Genomic DNA, 19828 nt, shown 5'->3' on the forward strand with positions numbered 1-19828 from the left:
ATATTAAAGAGAGAATAACAGGATGTGAATCTTCAATCTTATAAAGGGTGACGCCGATGTATAAAGTATTAGTTATTGAAGATGACGTCATGATGAATAATATGCTGTCTATGTACTTGACGGAAGAAGGCTACAGCGTGAAGCAGGCTTTCCAGGGCGATGTCGGGCTGCAGCTTGCCCGCGACTTTCAGCCTGATCTGATTCTGCTCGACCTCATATTGCCTGAGATGGACGGAATCGAGGTTTGCACGGAAATTCGCTTGACGTCGAATGTGCCGATTATGGTGTTGTCGATGAAGACCGAGGTGTCGGAACGCGTTCATGCGCTCAAAGCAGGGGCAGATGATTATATGTGCAAGCCCTTCAGCATGCATGAGATGACCGCGCGGGTGGAGGCGCTGCTCAGGCGTTCCCATTCCGTTCATGGGGAAACTGCGTTACAGACGGCGGCAACTGCGGAGACTTCCCTCCCGGAAAGCTTGATTTCTCTCGATAAGGAGAGGCGCCAGCTGCTTGTCAGGGGCAGGATGATCGAGACGACCTTCTCGGAATATGAGTTGATGAAGCTATTCCTGTCAAATCCGGGCAAGGTGTTCAGCCGCGAAGAGCTTATTAATGCGATAAGAGGCTTTGACTCCATTGTTACGGATCGCGCCATTGACGTACATATCGTGAATTTGCGAAGGAAGATTGAACAGAATCCGAAGGAGCCCAAGCTGATACGCACCGTATGGGGGTTTGGATACAAATACTCCGTATAATAGCCGAGTTCGGGAATTACGGCGCGAAGAAGCACCCCGTCTGCAGGGTGCTTCTTCGCGTTTTCCTCTCCTTCGAATGATTGCCGAATACCTGAAGGTATCGGTTAAATTAACTAACAGACTCCTAAAAGCAATTTCGGTATTTTCCTAATAGAACAATGAGACGATAGATATACCAAATTGCGGGCGTGATAAGAATTGACAACCCATGAACGGCACCGAACACCGCGGAAATTGCGAAGAGGATTCGGGGAGGAGAGTTGAATATGACGGCACCAATCGATTTGCCCGGGCGGAGGGAGGCTTACAGCCAATTGGAATTGGCTATTGCGGAGGCGCGTCTTGCGGGCAAACGGTTGTTAATCGCGTTGGCGGATATCGATCAATTCTGTTATGTGAATGAAACATGGGGATGGGAAGTTGGGAATCAAGCGTTGTTGGAGGTGGAGCGTCGTCTTCATCTGCTCGGACAGCAATTGGGAGCGGAAGGCGGCTACAGGTGTTTCCGGTATGGAGGCAATTCCTTTATCGTGCTTATGATGGACCGACATGACGGGGCGCTTAATTGGCATGCCGTCGAAGCGATAAAGTTCGCCTTGGAGAAGCCGATAGCAGCCGGGGAAGCGGAATTGTTCCTTAGCTCCAGCGTTGGAGTTTGTCTGTATCCCAAGGACGGTTATACCAGCGAGCAGTTGATGTGCCGGGCGGAGTTCGCTCTCTTCCAATCGAAGTCGGAAGGCGGAGCCAAGGCCAGGTTCTATAGCGGCGAGGATACGAAAAGCATGAATCGGCGCCTCTTCCTGACAGCCGAGCTGAGAACGGCGTTCCTGCATCGTCAGTTGGAGCTGAGTTATCAACCGATATACGAGATGGCAAGCGGGAAGCTGAAAGGCTTCGAGGCGTTGGTGCGTTGGCAGCACAGTGAATTTGGGCCAGTATCGCCGCATGAATTCATACCCATTGCCGAGCATTGCGGACTTATTATTCCCTTGGGAGAATGGGTGCTGCGGGAGGCTTGCCATACGCTTTCAAGCATGAACAAGTACGGACTCCTTGATCTGACAATGTCGGTCAATATCTCTCATCTTCAGCTTGCGGATCTATCCTTCCCGAAGACGCTGCTAACGATTATTCGGGAAGCCGGACTGCGGCCCCAGGCGATTGAGCTGGAATTCTCGGAGAGTAATTTGCTTGGCGATAGAGCCTCCTTTCAGGCTGCAATCAGCCGACTTCGCGCGGAAGGTGTTAGAATTGTGTTAGATGATTTTGGCGGGGAGGGTTCTTCCTTTCAACATTTGCTGCATCTTCCCGTTCACGGACTGAAGCTATGCGGCTCCTATACCCAGCATATTGCGAAGCAAACCGCGGAGCATCATGTTGCAGAGGGAATCATATCGATGGCCCGGAAGCTCGGCCTGGAGGTTATTGCCAAGGGCGTGGAGCAAGATGAGCAATATTTACAGCTGAAGGAATGGGGCTGCAACTATGTGCAAGGTTATTTGTTAGGCAAGCCGACGGCTTCCATGGAGGAGATCGAGGCATCTTCGGCGATGAAGGCGGATTTGGTCGAGGAACTGCAAACTTAGATGTCAGCTTCAAAGTATAAAGGAACAAGGCTGCGGGCGTAATTCCCGCAGCCTTGTTCCTTTACAGCCTTCTCATCATCGCTTCGCCTTGAGCCTAGCTGACCTCCAGGTATAGTTTGGTGCCGTCGTTATATTGGAAGATGGCGACATCCCGCACCATTTCAACCGATTTAATTCGCTTCCATTTCTTTCTGAAATCGAAGTCCAGCTCCATCTCGTACAATTTATGATTAAGTTGCTCTATGGTTGCCAATTGTTCGTTAGGGTAATAAACAGGGACTGAACGATTTTTGAAGGTTATGATTTTCATCATGATTAATTCCACCCCCGATTGCGTTTTTCCCATTATAGCTTTAACCTTTTAGTCGCTTATGAATTTGTCATGAGGCGAATGTTTATTTTGTTCATGCATTCCTAACATTTGAAAATAACATGGCATGTAAGATCAGTATAGCATATCCGAGTCATAATCCGACATTTTTCTTCAATCGCCCGGCAATCTCCAGAAAATCATCATGCGAGACGCCGGGAGCGAATGCCTCCTGGGATTCCGTAAGATCCGGCATGGACGCTCCCTCCGGCGCGCCTTGAATCATCTCGAGCTTTGCTCCAGTCTGCGGGTTCTGTCCGCACCAGATAAGAGCGGCATCCTCATAATCGCTTGGACTGAAGGTATAGAGCTTGTTGCCGAGCCCCATCGCCTCGTACTTGCGGGCCGTCTCGAAATGCTCGTTGCTCAGATTCGGAATCGGGATGAGCTTCTTCATATCGACGCCGGTCGCAATCTCAAGAGCCTTCGCGTTAGCAAGCACATGTGCGCCGCCGCGAACAAGAAGATAGCCGATCATAGCTCTCGCGGTCGGATGATCGGTCATCTCGTAAACCCGCATCTTTTGCGTTCTTGCTCCGCTTTCCAGGAAGAAATTCTGGAGCAGATCGAGCACGAGGTTTCCGCTGCTGCACACATTGTCCCCGCTCCAGGCTTTCCCCATTGAATCGGAAACCAACGAGGTCTGACCGGTGCCTATGAAGAAATAACTGTCAGGCTTGATCAGTCCTTCTCGAAGCGGGGCAGAGCCCGGATCGACTGGAGCGCTCGAGCCGGCAAGCGTCATATTGATGGCGGCCGACGCCAGCTCGACATGGCCCATCTTCTCGGCGGTAATGCAGCAGACCAGATCATAGAAGGGCTTTAGCTTCTTCTTACCACGAAAATTAAAGGATTGAAACAAATAATGATTCAGGGCGGTCATTTCCCCGAACCTCCCGCCAAGCAACTCTTGCATGGCTGCTGCAGCGTTAGCGTCCGGGCGAGGAGATTGGGGTAACTCGACTTGAAGCTTGTTCTGTCTAAGAAACATGAGAGGTAGCACCTCTTTTCCTTAAATTCATGCCTATGTACTATACGTATGCGGAAGCGACTTGTATTATTTTCAGCGATTGACATGATAGATTGACCCATACATTACGGAAGCCTGTCACATAGAATAGAGCAAGCATGAGGAGAGGAGGATTCTTATGTCCGAACAACTTACGTTAAGCAATATTCGTCACCGTCGTCATCATCGTCACCATCATTTCGATCCTGCTGTCGAGGGAATTCAGGATGCGGGGAGAGATCTTAGCAAAACCTTCGCAAAGCTTGAGAAAAGATGCAAAGCGCGTAGAATTGTCCACGCGATCCGAAATTGCGACGCCAGAGCCGTGAATAGCGTGCTGGATCATCACTGCAGAGTGCAATGCTTCTTCAAGAGACCGGGCTATGATTGCGTCAGAATTTGCTGCAGCTTCAACAGAGGGGCTGCCACAGTAACCTTCGATATTTGCGTAAGAAGCTTGAACAACGGCTATGGCTACAACGGCTATCTGTTCTAAAGCGGGCGATGAACGCCAGCTCGATCTTACGCCCAAAGAGAAACCGCCTGTCCGAATGCAGCGTTGCCGGACAGGCGGTTGTCTTTGTTTGCGGCGGGAACATCAGCTATGCTCCACCTTGACCAGATGCGAGGTGCAATTCTTGCAGCGCGTTGCATGAATCGGAATTTGCGACAAGCAGTACGGGCATTCCTTCTCGGTAGGCGCCTTCGGAGCTTCCTCTTTTTTCTCCTCCTTGTGCTTCAGCCGATTAATGACCTTCACCAGCAAGAAGATGCAGAATGCCACAATGAGGAAATCGAGCACGACATTGATGAATTGACCGTAGCGGATAACGGGAGCGACTGCTTGCTCTTCTTCTGTCAACTTGCTCATATCGACAAGAGGAATCGTAAGCTCCTCGAAACTGACGTCGCCGAGCAGCTTGCCGATCGGCGGCATAATGATATCATTCACGAGCGAAGTGACGATCTTGCCGAAGGCCCCGCCGATAATGACGCCGACCGCGAGGTCGACGACATTGCCGCGCATTGCAAATGTTTTGAATTCCTTCATAATTCCCATGGTCGTTACACCTCCTATCATTAAATTCTGTCATTAAATAGTATGAACTCAATCTAGCATGGTTAATCTTTCAAATCAAGCGAATTGCTGAAACTTTAGTCGCATGACGGTTTTCAGCAAAAAACAACAAATGCTGTGCGAAATAAAAAGGATATTTTGGTAATTTGTCGAACTTCCTTATAATGTGGAATGATTTTCAATCTATAGGAGGAGCGCGATGAGCAACTCTCTACTATATGGCAATCCCTACTATTTGTTGTTGTCTTTCATGACAATGACTTTTGCAGTATATACAGCAATGAGCATGGTGAATCAAATTCGAACCGATGTCAAATTGCTTAACTATTGTTGGCTGTTGGGCGCTTCAATCATATTCAGTCTCGGATTATGGACGATGGACATTGTGTCCCAGATTACTTCTACCTACGTTGTCGTTATGAATTGGAGTATGACCTGGGCGTTTCTCGGCAGCGTCGCCATTATGTTTCTAGCCGTATGGATGCTGAGGCAACGGTTGTTCAATCGTTATTTGAGAGAGATAATCGCTGCTTTTCTCATTGCGAGCACGGTGATATGGATGCATTATTTTCCCTTGTTGATCGGCTCTATTCCGCATTATACATTGAACGTTCCTCTGCTAGTACTATCCTTTCTTATCAATCTCGCCGGCGGATACCTGTCTCTAACCCTAATTCGGCGAAAGTCTGCCTATTATAAACTTAAAAGCAGTCTCGTATGGGGCTTCACGAGCGTAGCTGTGCTTCAAATCAGCATGCAGGCTTTGAAAATCGACAGAAACAGCGCGGTTACGAAGGAGTTGCTGGGCGAATACGCGCTGCTGCTGGGCGTTATTCTGTGTATGACAACGATTCTTATCGTGATCTTCAGCTTAACCTCATGGCTCAGCATGAAGAAATACGCGATGATTGATGAACGCTACAAATATTTGGTGGAAAACTCGATGGACACGATCGCGCTGATTCAGGACGGCAAGTGGGAATACGTGAATCCATCGGGGTTAACGATGTTCGAGGCGGAGCAGGAGGAGCTTCTGGGCAGCAGTATTTATAATCTGCTGCAAGACAGATTTCATAAGGAGATGACTCTATGGCTTGATGCAGACCCCGAGCCGGGCATGGAGCATGCGAAGCTTCTTGAGCTCGAATGGCGCACATTGACAGGCAAACTGATCTTCACTGAGGTCATGCGGGTCCGCACGACGCTTTCCGGCAATCCGCTGGTACAGGTTATTATACGGGACATATCCGAACGCAAGAGAAACGAAGCGATCTATGTGAATGCCGAGAAGCTGTCCATTGCCGGCCAACTCGCGGCGGGAATCGCTCATGAGATCAGGAATCCGCTCACGTCGCTGAAGGGCTTCATGCAGCTGATCGCTTCGGGACGCATACATAATAATCGCTATTATGCCATTATGAAATCGGAATTATCGCATATCGAATCCATCGTGAGCGAGCTTCTCATGCTCTCGAAGCCTCAAGTGTATGAGTTTACCCGCATCGAATGCAAGCAGATGCTCCGAGAGACGGTCGAGTTGATTGAGTCGCATGCGAGTCAACATCAAGTGGAGATTGAATGCCGCTTCCATAATGGCACCATGTGGGTGCATGGCGTTGAGAGTCAGCTGAAGCAGCTGTTCATTAATGTGATTAGGAATGCAATCGAATCCATGCCCGGCGGAGGCCGCGTGCAGATTGAGCTGACGGAGGATATAATGAATAACGTAATGATTCGCATTAAGGATAACGGCATCGGCATTGGCATCGAGCAATTGTCCAAGATCGGACAGCCCTTCTACACGACGAAGGAGAAGGGAACCGGACTAGGTCTTATGGTGTCCTACAAAATCGTCGATAATCACAACGGACGAATTTCAGCCGAAAGCGAGCTTGGAAGCGGAACGACCTTCACCATTGAGTTGCCGCAAGCAACGATGAAGGAGACCGTAGTTTGATCTGGCGAAGCCCGGTTCAAGCAGATAGGAGGAGAGAGAATTGGCTGAGCCGCTTAAGAACATATATGACGGCACTTTTATTGAAGACTTCGGCCAAAAGCTGCAATCCGCATGGCCTGCTTTTGACAAGGCTGGCTTTGCGGCAAGCGTGAAGGAAGCGGACTGGGAGCTTCTGGAGCTGAAGGGACGCATTCGCAGAATTACAGAAGCGCTTGGAGCGTTCTTGCCGGCCGATTATGAGGAGGCGCTTGGCGTTCTCTTCCTGGTTGACGAGGTATGCACGGGATTTCCCTATCTGTTCTTTCCCGATTATGTGGAGGTGTTCGGAAGAGGGGATGAGCATTGGCAGTTCAGCATGGAGGCGCTGGCGAGATTTACTGCGAGATCTTCTGCGGAGTTCGCGGTGAGGCCGTTCATTCTGGCGAATCCGAAGCGGATGCTTCCACAGCTGATGAGCTGGGCCGAGGATTCGAATGAGCATGTGCGCCGATTGGCCAGCGAAGGCTCCAGACCCCGTCTGCCTTGGGGACAAGCTCTTCCCCTGTTCAAGAAGGATCCGGCTCCGCTGCTGCCGCTGCTTGAGAAGCTGAAGAAGGATCCGTCGCTCTATGTTCGCAAGAGCGTTGCCAACCATTTGAACGATATTGCCAAGGACCATCCGCAGCTTGTCATCGAGACGGCCGAAAGATGGAAGGGAACGCATCCGCATACCGATTGGATCGTCAGGCATGCTTGTCGATCTCTAATCAAGCAATCCGAACCCAAGGTGATGGCCTTATTCGGATATGCGGCGCATTCCAATACGCCGGGAGACGCGTCGCTAGTCAGCGATGCGTCCATTGAGCTCGATCGCGACGTGTTGAGAATTGGCGAGGAGGTTCGGCTGCATTACCGTCTCAAGGTGACTGAGAGGAAAGAGGAACGGCAGGTTAAGCTTCGGGTCGAATATGGCATTGATTTCGTGAAAGCAAACGGCAAAACATCCTTGAAGCGATTCTTGCTCTCCGACCGCCTGTATGCGGGAGGAGAGACGCTGGACGGCTTGCGCGTTCACAGCTTCGCGAATCTGACTACGCGCAAGCATTACAGCGGCAAGCATGAATTGACGCTTTGGGTAAACGGAAAAGAAGCGGCAAGAACAAGCCTGACGCTGCTTGAGGAACAAGAATAAGCCGCTGCTCGCCACTTGCGTGAATTTTGAAGAATACGCAAGGGAAACGAAACAGCGGAGGAGATCAAGCGATCTCTTCCGCTGTTTTGCGTCGCTCTCTTAGGAAGTACGAACAAGAGGCAGCTATAGCATTAAGCTCTGTCCTTATCCTTATTGCTGCTTGTGTGACGCCTAGGATGCTGCATATGCGCCTCCGGATCATCGTCATCATCATGCGGAGTGAGCCGCGGGTCGGTTCTGCCGTCATGATGGTTTTCGAATTGGAGCTCCACCTGCGACCATTCCGTGTTGCCCAGCATGGGATCGGCAGGGAATGCGTCGCCGCGCTCCAGCTTCTCCTCGCGGCCCCATTCGTTCTGGTATACGCCGTCCGCCTCTACTTTCTCGCCAGAGACGGGATCCATTCGCTTCGTCTTGTCTGAACTGCTCATGCTAATCTCCTCCTTGCGGGATATCCTAAAGAGGTTGTTCAAAAAGCCCAATTCCAATAACGAAGTTAAGCTGTAAGTAACTCGACATCCCATATTGAATTCAGCCGAAACAAGCATATGCTTACGAAGTACGTTTCTCACGAAACGTTTTAGCTACTCACTTTCTAGCTTCATCCAATCTCCTGAAGCGTTTTTGGAAAAAACGCAGCATCGGAAGCATAGTCATTCTTGAAATCAGACTTTTTGAACACTCACCTAAAGTAGTTTGCCACAGGAGAGAGAAAGCTATGAATGCTTTTTTGCCGTTATCCTATCCGTTAACCTGATATCGGTTCTCCAGCGTCTTGCCTCCGACCCACATCACCAGCACGGCCGTGATGGAGACGAAGATTCGCCAAGGCTCGTCGACCAGATTGGCTATGTCGAAGCTGATTAGGGAGATGACGAATATCATGACGGCTTTCCCCATTATAGTCGCAAGCAGGAAGGTATGGAACGGCACCTTGCTGAAGCCGGACACCACATTGATGACAATCGACGGCGTAAAGGGAAAGCATGCCAGAAGGAAGAGCGGAGTGAAGCCTCTCTTCTCAATCCAGTTGAAGAATCTTTCCGATTTCGGGAATCTTCGCAGAAGACGATTCTTCACATTCTTGCCGAGCGACCTGCTGATGCCGAATACGCATAGCGCTCCGGCGACAACGCCAATCCAGGAGAAGAGAAAGCCAAGTCCCAAGCCGTAAATATTCGCGTTAGCCGCTACGATGAGCAGCAGCGGCAGGAAGGGCAGGAACGATTCCGACAAAGGAAGCAGAATGCCGGGAAGAGGTCCGAATTGCGAATAGCTCTCCAATGTTTTCTGAATACCGTCGATATCCATGTTCTTAATGTCATCCAACCAGTTTTGCCAATCACCCATGATCAAGCTCCGTTCTGTTTCATTGTCGCATATAAGATGCCGATTGCAGCGAATATGGCCGCGCTTGCCCAGAATACCGATGATTCTCCGCCCCATAAGGCAATAACGCCGCCGACGACCGGGCCAATCATGACCCCGATGCCTTCAAAGGTCGACAGCAGTCCCCATCCGATACCTTCTTGCTTGGGTGGTACGTATGCGGCGAGCATAGCGTTCCAACTTGGCAATAAAGCCGCATAGGAGAGACCGAGAAAAAACGCGATACCTAAACAATACCAAAAGGATAGCCCCCACGCCAATATATACAAGCCTAAGGCGAAAGAGCTGAAGCCGCAGACGAGAAACCAGCGTCTGCCTCCGTGCCTGTCGGACAATCTGCCCATGGGGATGAGGCCGCCAACGGCGCAGACGCCTCCCGCAATCAGCAGAATCGAATATTGCGCGCCGGAGAGCCCGAGCTCATGGCTGGCGTAGAGCGGCAAGATGGGGACGAGCATGCTTGCTCCAAGAGTCTGGAGAATCATGCCCGGCAGAAGAAGCTTCATCTGCCCGATTCTGTCCCTGAGCACGGCAAGCTGAGTACGGAGCGGAATGGCGTGATGCTCTCTGCTCGGACTCTTATGCATGAACAGAGACAGGACGAAGGCAAGCGCCGACAGAATAAGCAGCAGCTGATACGTACGGTCGTTGCTGTAATCAAGCAGGATATTGCATAGAATCGGCCCGCCGCCAAGCGCGGCGAGCCACAGCGTATACAAGTAGCCCATATGCGTGGCCCTATGCTCGGGCGATACCCGCGTCAGACAAACAATCCATACCGGCGACATGCCGATGCCGTACAGGGCGGCCGCGCCGATGAACATCCAGGCCTGGTCGGCGAACGGCAGACAATAGACGCCGAGCAAGGCGATCAGAATGCTGACCTGCACAATTACCCTTGCCGAGAATCGATCGAGCAAGTAACCAATCATAACCTTGAGCGCCGTATCCGTAATATAGTGAGCGGAGATTGCGATTCCGATAATATCGGGCGTGAGTCCAAGCGTATGGGCGCCATATATCGGGAGAAGACTGACGAGAATCGCGCCGCGGACGAATACGACGAGGAACATAATGACCGAGATGAGGCGCATATCCCCTTGGAATAACGGCGCTTCAAGCTTTACACGCATACTAAGACTCCTTACTCTCTGCAGAGAATGATTCAGCTCTATTATAGACAAGATGGTTGGATTATCCAAAATTTTAATGAAGCTCTTCGATCCGTTATACTATAGCTTGAAGCGAATACCTTAATTTTGTGATGAAGGAGTGAATAATGAATGAAGTACACGAATCTTGGACGATCTGGTTTGAAGGTAAGCAAGCTATGTCTCGGAACGATGAATTTCGGAGTGGATACGGAAGAGAAGGAAGCTTTCCGCATCATGGATGCCGCGCTTGATGCGGGCATTCAATTTTTCGATACCGCTAATATTTACGGCTGGGGCGAGAATTCCGGCCGTACGGAAGAAATCATTGGTAATTGGTTTAAGCAAGGCGAAGGCAGACGAGAGAGAACGGTCATTGCTACGAAAGTATACGGAGACATGAATGACGCCTTGGACGGGCCGAACCGGCAGTCGGGCTTGTCCGCGTACAAGATTAGAAGGCATCTGGAAGGCTCCTTGAGAAGATTGCAGACGGATCATATTGACTTATATCAGATGCATCATATCGATCGCTCCGTGAACTGGGTCGAGCTTTGGGGCGCATTTGAGAACGCTCAGGCGCAAGGGAAAATCGGCTACATAGGCTCCAGCAATTTCGCCGGATGGGATATCGCGGTTGCGCAAGGCGAAGCGAAGGCAAGAGGCATTCTGGGTCTTGTGTCTGAGCAGCACAAGTACAATCTGCTCTGCCGCTTGCCGGAGCTGGAGGTGTTGCCCGCTGCCGAGGCCCTGGGGCTGGGCATCATTCCATGGAGCCCGCTTGACGGCGGCTTGCTCGCGGGCAATCATCGCAGGAAGGACGGAGGCCGCCGCAGCGGAGACAATAAGCGGCTGGAGAAGCATCGCGGACAGCTCGAAGCATACGCCAAGCTGTGCGATGAGCTGGGAGAGCCGGAGGATCTCGTATCGCTTGCGTGGCTGCTCCGCAATCCGGCCGTGACGGCGCCGATTATCGGAGTGCGCACGCTGGAGCAGTTCAAACGATCCTTGCGGGCGCTCGAGCTTGAGCTGGATGAATCCATGCTTGAACGGATTGATGAGATCTTCCCGGGACCCGGAGGAGAAGCGCCAAAGGCGTATGCGTGGTAACGAGGGAAGACTCTCGATAGCATCAAGCGTATGTTGAATGGACTTCACGCATGTGTTATGACAAATGCCGCAGTTATCATTCCGCCTGAAAGGGCGGAAGATAGCTGCGGCTTTTTTTGGTTAAATGTTGCATGTTTGGCAAATGATAAACAGGATTCGAAATGTCTCAGATTATGAACATATGGATTGGCTGGTGCTCCCATGCGTATTAGAGCGACGAAAAAAAAGAATACGAATCGCCAGGGCTCTGAGACTGCCAAGGTCCCTAGTCCAAGCGCAGTCTTGAAAGATCATCAGGGTGAAGCATTGACAGGCAATCTCACGCACACCTTATCACTGGTTAAGACAGTGCTGGGCGAAAACGCCGATCTGGTCGTTCGCGAATTTCACGTGTTCGGACAATATCCGGCAGCAATCGTCTTCATCTCCAATATGGTTGATCAAAGCGCCGTTAATACCGATATTCTCAAGCCGCTCATGTATACGCCTCCGCATCTTCAGGGGCAGCCGGTGGAAAAGTTCCGCTTGCGGGAGATACTCATTAATGACGCGCTCTACTTCTGCGAGAGCAAGCTCGAAAGTGAAGTTGTGAAGCTGTTCGCTTGCATAATGAAAGGCGGTACAGTCGTTACAGTCGACGGTCTTCAAGAAGCGTTCTTGATTGAGACGCGCAAGATTGACAAGCGAGGCATCGACCAGCCAGCCACAGAGCAGGTTATTCGAGGTCCGCGCGAAGGCTTTATCGAGCTGCTCGGAACCAATTTGTCATTGATTCGCTATCGATTGCAAACGCCGGATTTGCGCATCAAGACGATGGAGCTTGGCCGGAGAACCAAGTCGAAGGTTGCCGTGTGCTATGTGGAGGGAATTACAAACCCCGATCTCGTGAATGAAGTGAATACGAGACTCTCTAAGATCGATATCGACGGCGTTCTGGATTCCGGCTACCTGGAACAATTCATCGAGGATAATCATTTCTCGCCTTTTCCGCAGGTGCAATATACGGAGCGGGCTGACAAGGTCGTCGCGAATTTGCTCGAAGGAAGAATTTCGGTTCTCGTGGATGGCTCTCCTCTTGCCTTGGTGGTGCCGACGGTGTTCAGTCAGTTCTATCAGACGGTGGAGGATTATACGGAACGATTTCTCCTAATGAGCTGGATTCGCTTGGCGAGATTAATCGCGCTCGTCTTCTCACTGGTGTTCCCCTCCATCTATGTATCAATTATTTCGTTCAACCCGGAGCTCATTCCGACGGAATTCGCGGTCGCGGTCGCCGGCGGGCGCGCGGGCGTGCCTTTCCCGGCTGTGGTAGAGGTGCTGATTATCGAAATTTCGATGGAGGTACTGAGGGAAGCGACGATTCGGCTGCCGCAGCAGGTAGGCGGAGCCTTATCTATAGTCGGCGTGCTAGTCATTGGGGAAGCGGCCGTATCCGCAGGCTTCGCCAGTCCAATTACAATCGTAATCATTGCTCTAACGACGATCGGCTCATTCGCGACTCCCGCGTACAATGTCGCCTTGTCCCTGCGCCTGCTCAGGTTCCCGCTTATCATCATGGCGGGAATATTCGGGCTGTACGGCGTAATGATCGGATTAATTGTAATTCTTAACCACATGCTTTCGTTGAAATCCTTCGGCGTGCCTTATCTTAGCCCGTTGGTGCCGGCCAACTTCCAAGGGCTGAAGGATTTGCTGATTCGGGGACCGCTCTGGTGGATGAACAAGCGGCCTTCCTTCTTGCAGCCGATTGACGGAGACCGGTTGAAGCATAATATCTATTCGGATATGAAGGAAGGCGAGACCAACGTGCTTGATCCGAAGAACGACAAGAGTCAACAAGGAGGCTAGAAGCGGATGGAAACACGACAAGTTACAGTCATACAAGCCGCAGCGATACTAGTAAGCACCATTATCGGAGTCGGAGTGTTAACACTTCCTTTGTTCGCCGTGCAAGCGGCGGGCTCTGGAGCCCCGTTTGTTACCTTTCTCGGCGTTCTGCTCGCCTTCGTCGGCTTGCTTCTCATTACCTTGCTTGGCATGCGATTTCCGAAACAGACGATTATTCAATATAGCGAAACGCTGATCGGGAAGGCTCTGGCCTGGATCGGGAGCGTCCTGATCATTTCTTTCTTCGCTGTTCTGACATCCTTGACCGCAAGGGAATTCGGAGAGGTTGTCGTAACATCCGTATTGAAGACAACTCCCGTCGAAGTGACCGTTATCGTCATGCTGCTGCTGGCGGCGATTTCAACCCGAAACAATATTACGACTTTTGCTTATATCCATACGTTTTATTTTACTTTCTTGTTGGTGCCGGCGCTGCTCATTGTGGCATTGTCCTTGAAAAATGCCGAAACGATTAATTTACTGCCAATCATGGGCAATGAGCGTAGAGGGATGCTGGCAGGCACTCTCACTATTGCAGCTTTATTTCAAGGCTCATTCATCTTGTCTGCGATTATTCCCGCTATGAAGATGCCGGCTAAAGCGATGAAAGCCTGTCTATGGGGAATGTTGATTGCAGGCGGGCTCTATATCATCATCGTCGTTGCGGCGGTAAGCGTATTCGGAGCCGAAGAAATCAAGAAACTACTGTGGCCGACGCTTGAGCTGGCCAAAGCGACATCGCTGCCAGCTAATATATTGGAGAGATTAGACGCCGCATTTCTTGCGGTGTGGGTTACCGCGGTTTTCACAACGCTGTTCTCCAGTTATTTTCTTACGATTCATTCCACAAGCCAGTTGTTTCGTTTGAAGGAGCATAAGATGCTGTCGTTCTTCGTACTGCCCTTCGTATTCGTTATGGCCATGATTCCGCTTAATATTGTACAGATGTACGAGATAATCGTAAATGTCGGACGATACGGCTTATATATTACAATCGGCTATCCCGGCATCTTGTGGCTGCTTGCTATCCTTCGCAAGAAGAGAGGTCATTTGGGTGAGGAAAACAAAACAAACAGAAATGCAAATACAAAAGCATCGAACGAGAGTCCGGTTCAAGCTCCTTAATCGAATAGTCGCGGCTCTGCTGCTGCTGCCGCTACTGAGCGGCTGTTGGGATCGCATTGAAATTGAAGAACGCGCGGTGGTGCTCGGCGTGTCCATCGACACGGTAAGCAAGGAAGAAGGAGAGAAAGAGGAAGACGAGGTATCCCATATTAACAGCTCTCTGAAAGCGCCTAAAAAAGAAATGATCAGATTGGCGGTGCAGATCGCTTTGCCCGGAAGAATTCCGCTTGGGCCCGGCATGAGCGGAGGGAAGGGCTCGGAAAGTCAAACCGTATGGGTAATCGACGTTGTCGGGCATAGTGTCGATGACGCTATTAGCAACCTGCAACAACAGGTTTCCAACAAGCTGTTCTTCGGGCATCTGCGTATTATTATCGTTTCCGAGGCGATGGCCAAGCGAGGGCTTGAGGATGTGAACGATTTCTTCCGGCGTAATCCGGAGGTGCGAAGAATGGCCTGGATGGTCATAGCGAAAGGCGAGGCGCTTCCATTGATGAAAGCCGTTCCCAAGCTTGAACGGGTTCCGACGTTATATATGATATCCACATTGGATGAAGGGATTAAGCTGGGCAAGTTTCCTAAAGACTATATCGGAGTGTTCTGGAGCAACGTATCCAAGCTCGGCAGAGAAGGTGTGCTGCCTTATGTCGACATGAAGAAGGAGCAGAATATCGGCTTGAAGGGCTTGGCTTATTTCGTTGGAGACAAATTAGTGGGGGTTAGCAATCCTTTGGAAATTGCAGGATACTTGGGCATTCTTGGTGAAAATCCGGCAGGCTACAGCACCTACGTTCAAGTGCAAGGTTCGGACGCAGTTATGGTCAAGGCTACGCAGCGAAGCTCGAAGATTAAAGCGTCTATCAAAAACGGAGTTCCGCATTTCAAGGTGGATATTAGTATTGATCTTAATCTGGAGTCGAAGCTGACCCACGACATCGAAATTAATAATGTGGACATTTTGAGGGAGATCGAAGTCAATGAGGAGAAAAAAGCCAAGATCTTTTATGAAAAATTAATTATGAAAACACAGAATAAAGGTTCGGATATATTCGGATTCGGAGAGATTATTAGGGGCAAAAAGGCAGGCTATTGGAATGCGAATATTAAAACGGGGGAAAATTGGCAGAAAATATACAAGGAATGCACATTTGACATAGGGGTTACGATCAAGCTGCGCAGAATTGGCATGAAGGCAAGATAACAAACGAAATGAAAAGAGGGAAGAAGCGATGTTCGGAGAGGGCTATACGATCAGCTATCTCAATTACGTGATTTTCCTCTGGATCATCTGCGGCGCCCTGATTCTCATATGCGAAATCAAGCCGCTTAAGGAACTGGGTTATTTGAAGGAAATCAAAATCACAAAATATTTGGGATGGATCAATATTGGCATTGGCGTCGCGTTGTTCATAACCAAAAACCTTGTGCAATAAAATCGCAATTGCTCCCAGGCATTGGGAACAATTGCGAAAATCGGGTTCTAGATGAGCAGGTTGAACAAAACTTCGTCCTTATTAAGCTCCAGAAACTGAAATCCTTTGGCGGTCATTCGTCCGACCAGCGCATCGTAATCAGACGGGTGCTTCAGCTCGATGCCAACAAGAGCGGGGCCGTTGTCTTTATTGGATTTCTTCGTATATTCGAAGCGCGTAATATCATCACTCGGTCCCAGCACTTGATCGAGGAATTCTCTTAGCGCGCCTGCCCGCTGCGGGAAGCTGACCATGAAATAATGCTTGTATCCTTCGTAAATCAACGAGCGTTCCTTGATTTCTTGCATACGATCCACATCATTATTGCCCCCGCTTACGACGCATACAACCGTCTTGCCTTTGATTTGCTCGCGATAATCATCCAGAGCGGCCACGGGCAACGCTCCGGCAGGCTCGACAACAATGGCGTTCTCATTATACAGGTCGAGCATCGTGGTGCATACCTTGCCTTCCGGAATCGTAATGACGTCATCCATAAGCTCTCTGCAGATGGCAAAGGTAAGATCGCCGATACGTTTGACAGCCGCGCCGTCGATGAATTTATCGATATGATCGAGCGCGATAACTTCGCCGGCATCCAGGGATGCTCGAAGCGAGGGAGCTCCCGCGGGCTCGACACCGATGATTTGGGTAGAGGGAGATACGATTTTCACATAGGAGGACACGCCGGCTGCGAGCCCGCCTCCGCCAACGGTCAAGAAGATGAAATCGGGCGGGGCATCGGCCTTCTCTATTAATTCCTGGCCAATCGTGCCGTTGCCCGCAATAATCTTGCGATCATCGAAGGGATGGACGAACAACATGCCGCTGCGCTGGCTCTCGTTCATCGCTTCCTCATAGGCGTCATCGAACGTGTCTCCGATCAGAATAACCTCGACCTCTTCTCCGCCGAAGAAAGTAACCTGCTTTACCTTTTGCCTTGGGGTGGTGCTTGGCATATAGATTTTGCCCGGAATGCCGAGCTTCTTGCACGAATAGGCGACTCCTTGCGCATGATTGCCTGCACTGGCGCACACGACCCCTTTTGCGATATCCTCTTGAGAGAGAGAGCTAATCATATTATAGGCTCCCCTTATCTTGAAGGATCGGACAACCTGGAGATCCTCTCGCTTGAGCCAGACGTGGCAATGATATCGTTCCGACAGCACGCGATTATACTGAAGCGGCGTTCGGGTCACAACATCCTTCAAGTGCATCTGAGCCTGCACGATTTCTTCCAATCCGATTCGAGTATGTGTTGGAGTGCTCATTGTCATTACCTTCTTTCCGCCTCTCGCATTAATGCAGATTGGACAATTTGGTTTCATTATATACTATTAGGGTAGGGAGAATGAAGAGCAGGATTGGAAGAGAAGAGGATAAGCCTCGGTAGAAAACATTATCGCGAAGGGAGAAAACGAATGGGAAGATGGCTTCGAAGATTAATAGTAACCCTGCTCGTGTTGATTGTTGTTGCGGGGGGCGCCTGCTGGTGGTTCATTTCTTACATTTCTCCCGACGAGAAGCTCGACATGTCCTATCAATCCATCGATATGGGCGAGAAGATTATGGATATGATAGGGAGGAGGAAGCTGGAGCTGGTCTTGACAGAGGCGGATGTGAACAATTTGATCAAAATGAACATGAAGAGGGAGCTCGCGGATAATATCGTTCTCGATGGAGCGAAATTCGAGCTTGAGCAAGACGCTCTTCATGCTGTCTTGAATGTGAATTATCATAATCTTGTTCCCGCGCAAATCGACGTGGATTACCGTCTGGAATGGAAGCAGCCCAATATTGTTCTGTATCCCCAGGCTATTGCGGTGAAGGGCATTGACCTGCCGCTCAGCATGCTGGAGGTCGTTGAGGCGCCTATTCAATTACCGGCGGGCAATAGAGTGAAAATCGAGAATGTCGCCTTCGGGCCTCAGGAAATCAGAGTCAAGTTCAAGCTTCAATTATTCTCCTGAGCCTGAGGTCCGTAATAAGCCGATTCTGCTTTCGTGCTTGCAGGACAAGCGATGCTTTGAATCATATATTCGTAGAAAAACGGCTGTCAGGATAAAAACCCGCCTCTCGCTTAGTGACGCCGAGAGGCGGGTTTCGTGATTCAGGCAATTTGGTGAATGGACCATACGATGCCCTGGTTACCGCTGCTGCCGAGGTTAAGGCTGATAGTTAGACCGCTGGCCTCATAGAACAGTCCAACGACATCGCCTGAATTAAGCTCAATATCGCCGGCAAGCACGATAAGTCCAGAGCCTAAAATGGTCCTAAGATTGAGCACAAGCGCTATATTAACGTTAAAGATAGGAAAGTTGCCTGTAATTAAATCGGTGGAGCTAGGAGAAGTTCTTCTAACTGTAAAGGTAGGAACCACGCCGGCACCGATTGCGGCCGTAATGGTCGCGGTTGTCGAATAGTTGATTGTGGCTTTGATCGAATATCTTCCCGCAGCAGGAGCGGTGAAATTGCCGGTAGTTGCATTGAATGCGGCATTACCGAAATAAGGGCTCGCCGTGGTCCAGTTCGCAAGCTGAGCGCTGGCGTTTAGCGTTAATGTATTGATTCGGCCCGAGAACCCATTGCCGGCAAAATTCGGCCCGGTTGCCCCAGTAGCCCCTACGGGCCCGGTAGCGCCGTCCGCTCCGGTAGGTCCGGTCGGTCCCTGAGGACCGGTAGGTCCAATATCGCCAGTAGCTCCGGTGGGTCCGGTCGGCCCTTGAGGTCCAGTTGGTCCAATATCGCCGGTGGCTCCGGCGGGTCCGGTAGCGCCGTCTGCTCCAGTAGGTCCCGTCGATCCCTGAGGACCGGTGGGTCCAATATCGCCGGTGGCTCCGGCGGGTCCGGTAGCGCCATCGGCGCCGGTCGGTCCCGTCGGCCCTTGAGGGCCGGTGGGTCCAATATCGCCAGTGGCCCCGATGGGTCCGGTAGCGCCGTCCGCCCCGGACGGTCCCGTCGGCCCTTGAGGGCCGGTTGGTCCAACATCGCCAGTAGCCCCAGTGGGTCCGGTAGCGCCGTCCGCCCCGGACGGTCCCGTCGGCCCTTGAGGGCCGGTTGGTCCAACATCACCAGTAGCCCCAGGGGGTCCGGTAGCGCCGTCCGCGCCGGACGGTCCCGTCGGCCCTTGAAGGCCGGTGGGTCCAACATCGCCGGTGGCTCCGACGGGTCCAGTAGATCCGGTCACTCCTTGAGGTCCAGTGGGTCCAACATCGCCTGTGGCACCGATGGGTCCAGTAGCGCCATCGGCGCCGGTTGGCCCTTGAGGACCGGTATTACCAACCGGGCCAGTAGCCCCTACGGGTCCGGTAGAGCCATCCGCTCCAGTAGATCCGGTCGCCCCTTGAGGTCCAGTGGGTCCAATATCGCCAGTAGCCCCGATGGGTCCGGTAGAGCCGTCCGCCCCGGTCGTTCCTGTCGGCCCTTGAGGGCCGGTTGGTCCAACATCGCCAGTAGCCCCGGCAGGTCCAGCAGCGCCGTCCGCACCAGTAAGTCCGGTCGGCCCTTGGGGTCCAGTGGGTCCAATATCGCCAGTGGCTCCGAGCGCTCCAGTAGCGCCGTCTGCTCCGGTTGGTCCGATATTGCCAGTAGTCCCGGCAGGTCCAGTGACGCCGTCTGCTCCAGTAGGTCCCATCGGCCCTTGAGGACCGGTAGGTCCAATATCGCCAGTGGCTCCGGTAGAGCCGTCCGCTCCAGCAGGTCCGGTCGGCCCTTGAGGTCCGGTGGCTCCGACGGGTCCAGTAGCGCCATCGGCGCCGGTTG

General features: G+C 51.4%; 19 protein-coding genes. 11 read left to right on the top strand and 8 right to left on the bottom strand.

Going from position 1 to position 19828, the window contains the following annotated elements; translation table 11 throughout:
• Window positions 1-56: 56 nt before the first annotated feature.
• A complete protein-coding gene (locus HFP08_RS01190) occupies window positions 57-761 on the top strand; it encodes a response regulator transcription factor (RefSeq protein WP_168118683.1) in 705 nt (234 codons plus the stop codon).
• A gap of 266 nt (window positions 762-1027) precedes the next feature.
• Window positions 1028-2347 (top strand): putative bifunctional diguanylate cyclase/phosphodiesterase, encoded by a 1320-nt coding sequence (locus HFP08_RS01195; protein WP_168118684.1) that lies wholly within the window; start codon window positions 1028-1030, stop codon window positions 2345-2347.
• A 94-nt stretch (window positions 2348-2441) separates the two neighbouring features.
• Here the strand turns inward: HFP08_RS01195 and HFP08_RS01200 are convergent, their stop codons facing one another.
• Window positions 2442-2660, bottom strand: coding sequence for a hypothetical protein (locus HFP08_RS01200; RefSeq protein ID WP_168118685.1), 219 nt, complete (start codon window positions 2658-2660; stop codon window positions 2442-2444).
• 151 nt (window positions 2661-2811) lie between these two features.
• On the bottom strand, window positions 2812-3708 hold the full coding sequence (locus tag HFP08_RS01205) for a manganese catalase family protein (protein ID WP_168118686.1): 897 nt from the start codon (window positions 3706-3708) through the stop codon (window positions 2812-2814).
• A 157-nt stretch (window positions 3709-3865) separates the two neighbouring features.
• Here HFP08_RS01205 and HFP08_RS01210 point away from each other — a divergent pair, with 157 nt between their 5' ends.
• Complete coding sequence (locus tag HFP08_RS01210; protein WP_168118687.1) at window positions 3866-4222, top strand: hypothetical protein; 357 nt, start codon at window positions 3866-3868, stop codon at window positions 4220-4222.
• A gap of 102 nt (window positions 4223-4324) precedes the next feature.
• On the opposite strand, the gene mscL is transcribed toward HFP08_RS01210, so the two are convergent.
• The gene (mscL, locus tag HFP08_RS01215) at window positions 4325-4786 is read right to left on the bottom strand and encodes a large-conductance mechanosensitive channel protein MscL (protein WP_168118688.1); all 462 of its coding nucleotides are present in this window, start codon (window positions 4784-4786) and stop codon (window positions 4325-4327) included.
• Between the two features lie 217 nt (window positions 4787-5003).
• On the opposite strand from mscL, the gene HFP08_RS01220 reads away from it, so the two are divergent.
• A complete protein-coding gene (locus tag HFP08_RS01220) occupies window positions 5004-6761 on the top strand; it encodes an ATP-binding protein (RefSeq protein WP_168118689.1) in 1758 nt (585 codons plus the stop codon).
• 40 nt (window positions 6762-6801) lie between these two features.
• Window positions 6802-7932, top strand: a complete 1131-nt coding sequence (locus HFP08_RS01225; RefSeq protein ID WP_168118690.1) for a DNA alkylation repair protein — start codon at window positions 6802-6804, stop codon at window positions 7930-7932.
• A gap of 131 nt (window positions 7933-8063) precedes the next feature.
• Here the strand turns inward: HFP08_RS01225 and HFP08_RS01230 are convergent, their stop codons facing one another.
• The 3 genes from HFP08_RS01230 to HFP08_RS01240 all read right to left on the bottom strand — a co-directional run bounded on the left by HFP08_RS01230 (window position 8064) and on the right by HFP08_RS01240 (window position 10454).
• Window positions 8064-8363, bottom strand: a complete 300-nt coding sequence (locus HFP08_RS01230; RefSeq protein WP_168118691.1) for a transposase — start codon at window positions 8361-8363, stop codon at window positions 8064-8066.
• A gap of 310 nt (window positions 8364-8673) precedes the next feature.
• A complete protein-coding gene (locus tag HFP08_RS01235; RefSeq protein WP_168118692.1) occupies window positions 8674-9282 on the bottom strand; it encodes a TVP38/TMEM64 family protein in 609 nt (202 codons plus the stop codon).
• Between the two features lie 2 nt (window positions 9283-9284).
• Window positions 9285-10454 carry an MFS transporter gene (locus tag HFP08_RS01240; RefSeq protein WP_168118693.1) on the bottom strand — a complete coding sequence of 390 codons (1170 nt, stop codon included), beginning with the start codon at window positions 10452-10454 and terminating at the stop codon, window positions 9285-9287.
• Window positions 10455-10604: 150 nt separating this feature from the next.
• On the opposite strand from HFP08_RS01240, the gene HFP08_RS01245 reads away from it, so the two are divergent.
• The 5 genes from HFP08_RS01245 (at window position 10605) to HFP08_RS01265 (ending at window position 16027) form a co-directional block, all read left to right on the top strand.
• Window positions 10605-11582 carry an aldo/keto reductase gene (locus HFP08_RS01245; protein WP_168118694.1) on the top strand — a complete coding sequence of 326 codons (978 nt, stop codon included), beginning with the start codon at window positions 10605-10607 and terminating at the stop codon, window positions 11580-11582.
• Window positions 11583-11783: 201 nt separating this feature from the next.
• Window positions 11784-13430 (top strand): spore germination protein, encoded by a 1647-nt coding sequence (locus tag HFP08_RS01250; protein ID WP_168118695.1) that lies wholly within the window; start codon window positions 11784-11786, stop codon window positions 13428-13430.
• Window positions 13431-13436: 6 nt separating this feature from the next.
• Entirely contained in the window at window positions 13437-14594 is a 1158-nt protein-coding gene (locus HFP08_RS01255) for a GerAB/ArcD/ProY family transporter (RefSeq protein WP_168118696.1), read from the top strand.
• Window positions 14524-15795 carry a Ger(x)C family spore germination protein gene (locus HFP08_RS01260; RefSeq protein WP_240940992.1) on the top strand — a complete coding sequence of 424 codons (1272 nt, stop codon included), beginning with the start codon at window positions 14524-14526 and terminating at the stop codon, window positions 15793-15795. The genes HFP08_RS01255 and HFP08_RS01260 overlap by 71 nt, the downstream gene beginning before the upstream one ends.
• Window positions 15796-15823: 28 nt before the next feature.
• On the top strand, window positions 15824-16027 hold the full coding sequence (locus HFP08_RS01265) for a CLC_0170 family protein (protein WP_168118697.1): 204 nt from the start codon (window positions 15824-15826) through the stop codon (window positions 16025-16027).
• Between the two features lie 47 nt (window positions 16028-16074).
• Here the strand turns inward: HFP08_RS01265 and ilvA are convergent, their stop codons facing one another.
• Window positions 16075-17337, bottom strand: a complete 1263-nt coding sequence (gene ilvA, locus HFP08_RS01270; RefSeq protein ID WP_168118698.1) for a threonine ammonia-lyase IlvA — start codon at window positions 17335-17337, stop codon at window positions 16075-16077.
• Between the two features lie 150 nt (window positions 17338-17487).
• On the opposite strand from ilvA, the gene HFP08_RS01275 reads away from it, so the two are divergent.
• Complete coding sequence (locus tag HFP08_RS01275; protein WP_168118699.1) at window positions 17488-18036, top strand: hypothetical protein; 549 nt, start codon at window positions 17488-17490, stop codon at window positions 18034-18036.
• A gap of 140 nt (window positions 18037-18176) precedes the next feature.
• Here HFP08_RS01275 and HFP08_RS01280 read toward each other — a convergent pair.
• Window positions 18177-19828: collagen-like domain-containing protein (locus HFP08_RS01280; protein ID WP_168118700.1), on the bottom strand; the 1652-nt coding region annotated here is incomplete at its 5' end.

Source organism: Paenibacillus sp. HB172176 (assembly GCF_011947265.1).
In the GTDB taxonomy this organism is placed as follows: Bacteria; Bacillota; Bacilli; order Paenibacillales; family Paenibacillaceae; genus Pristimantibacillus.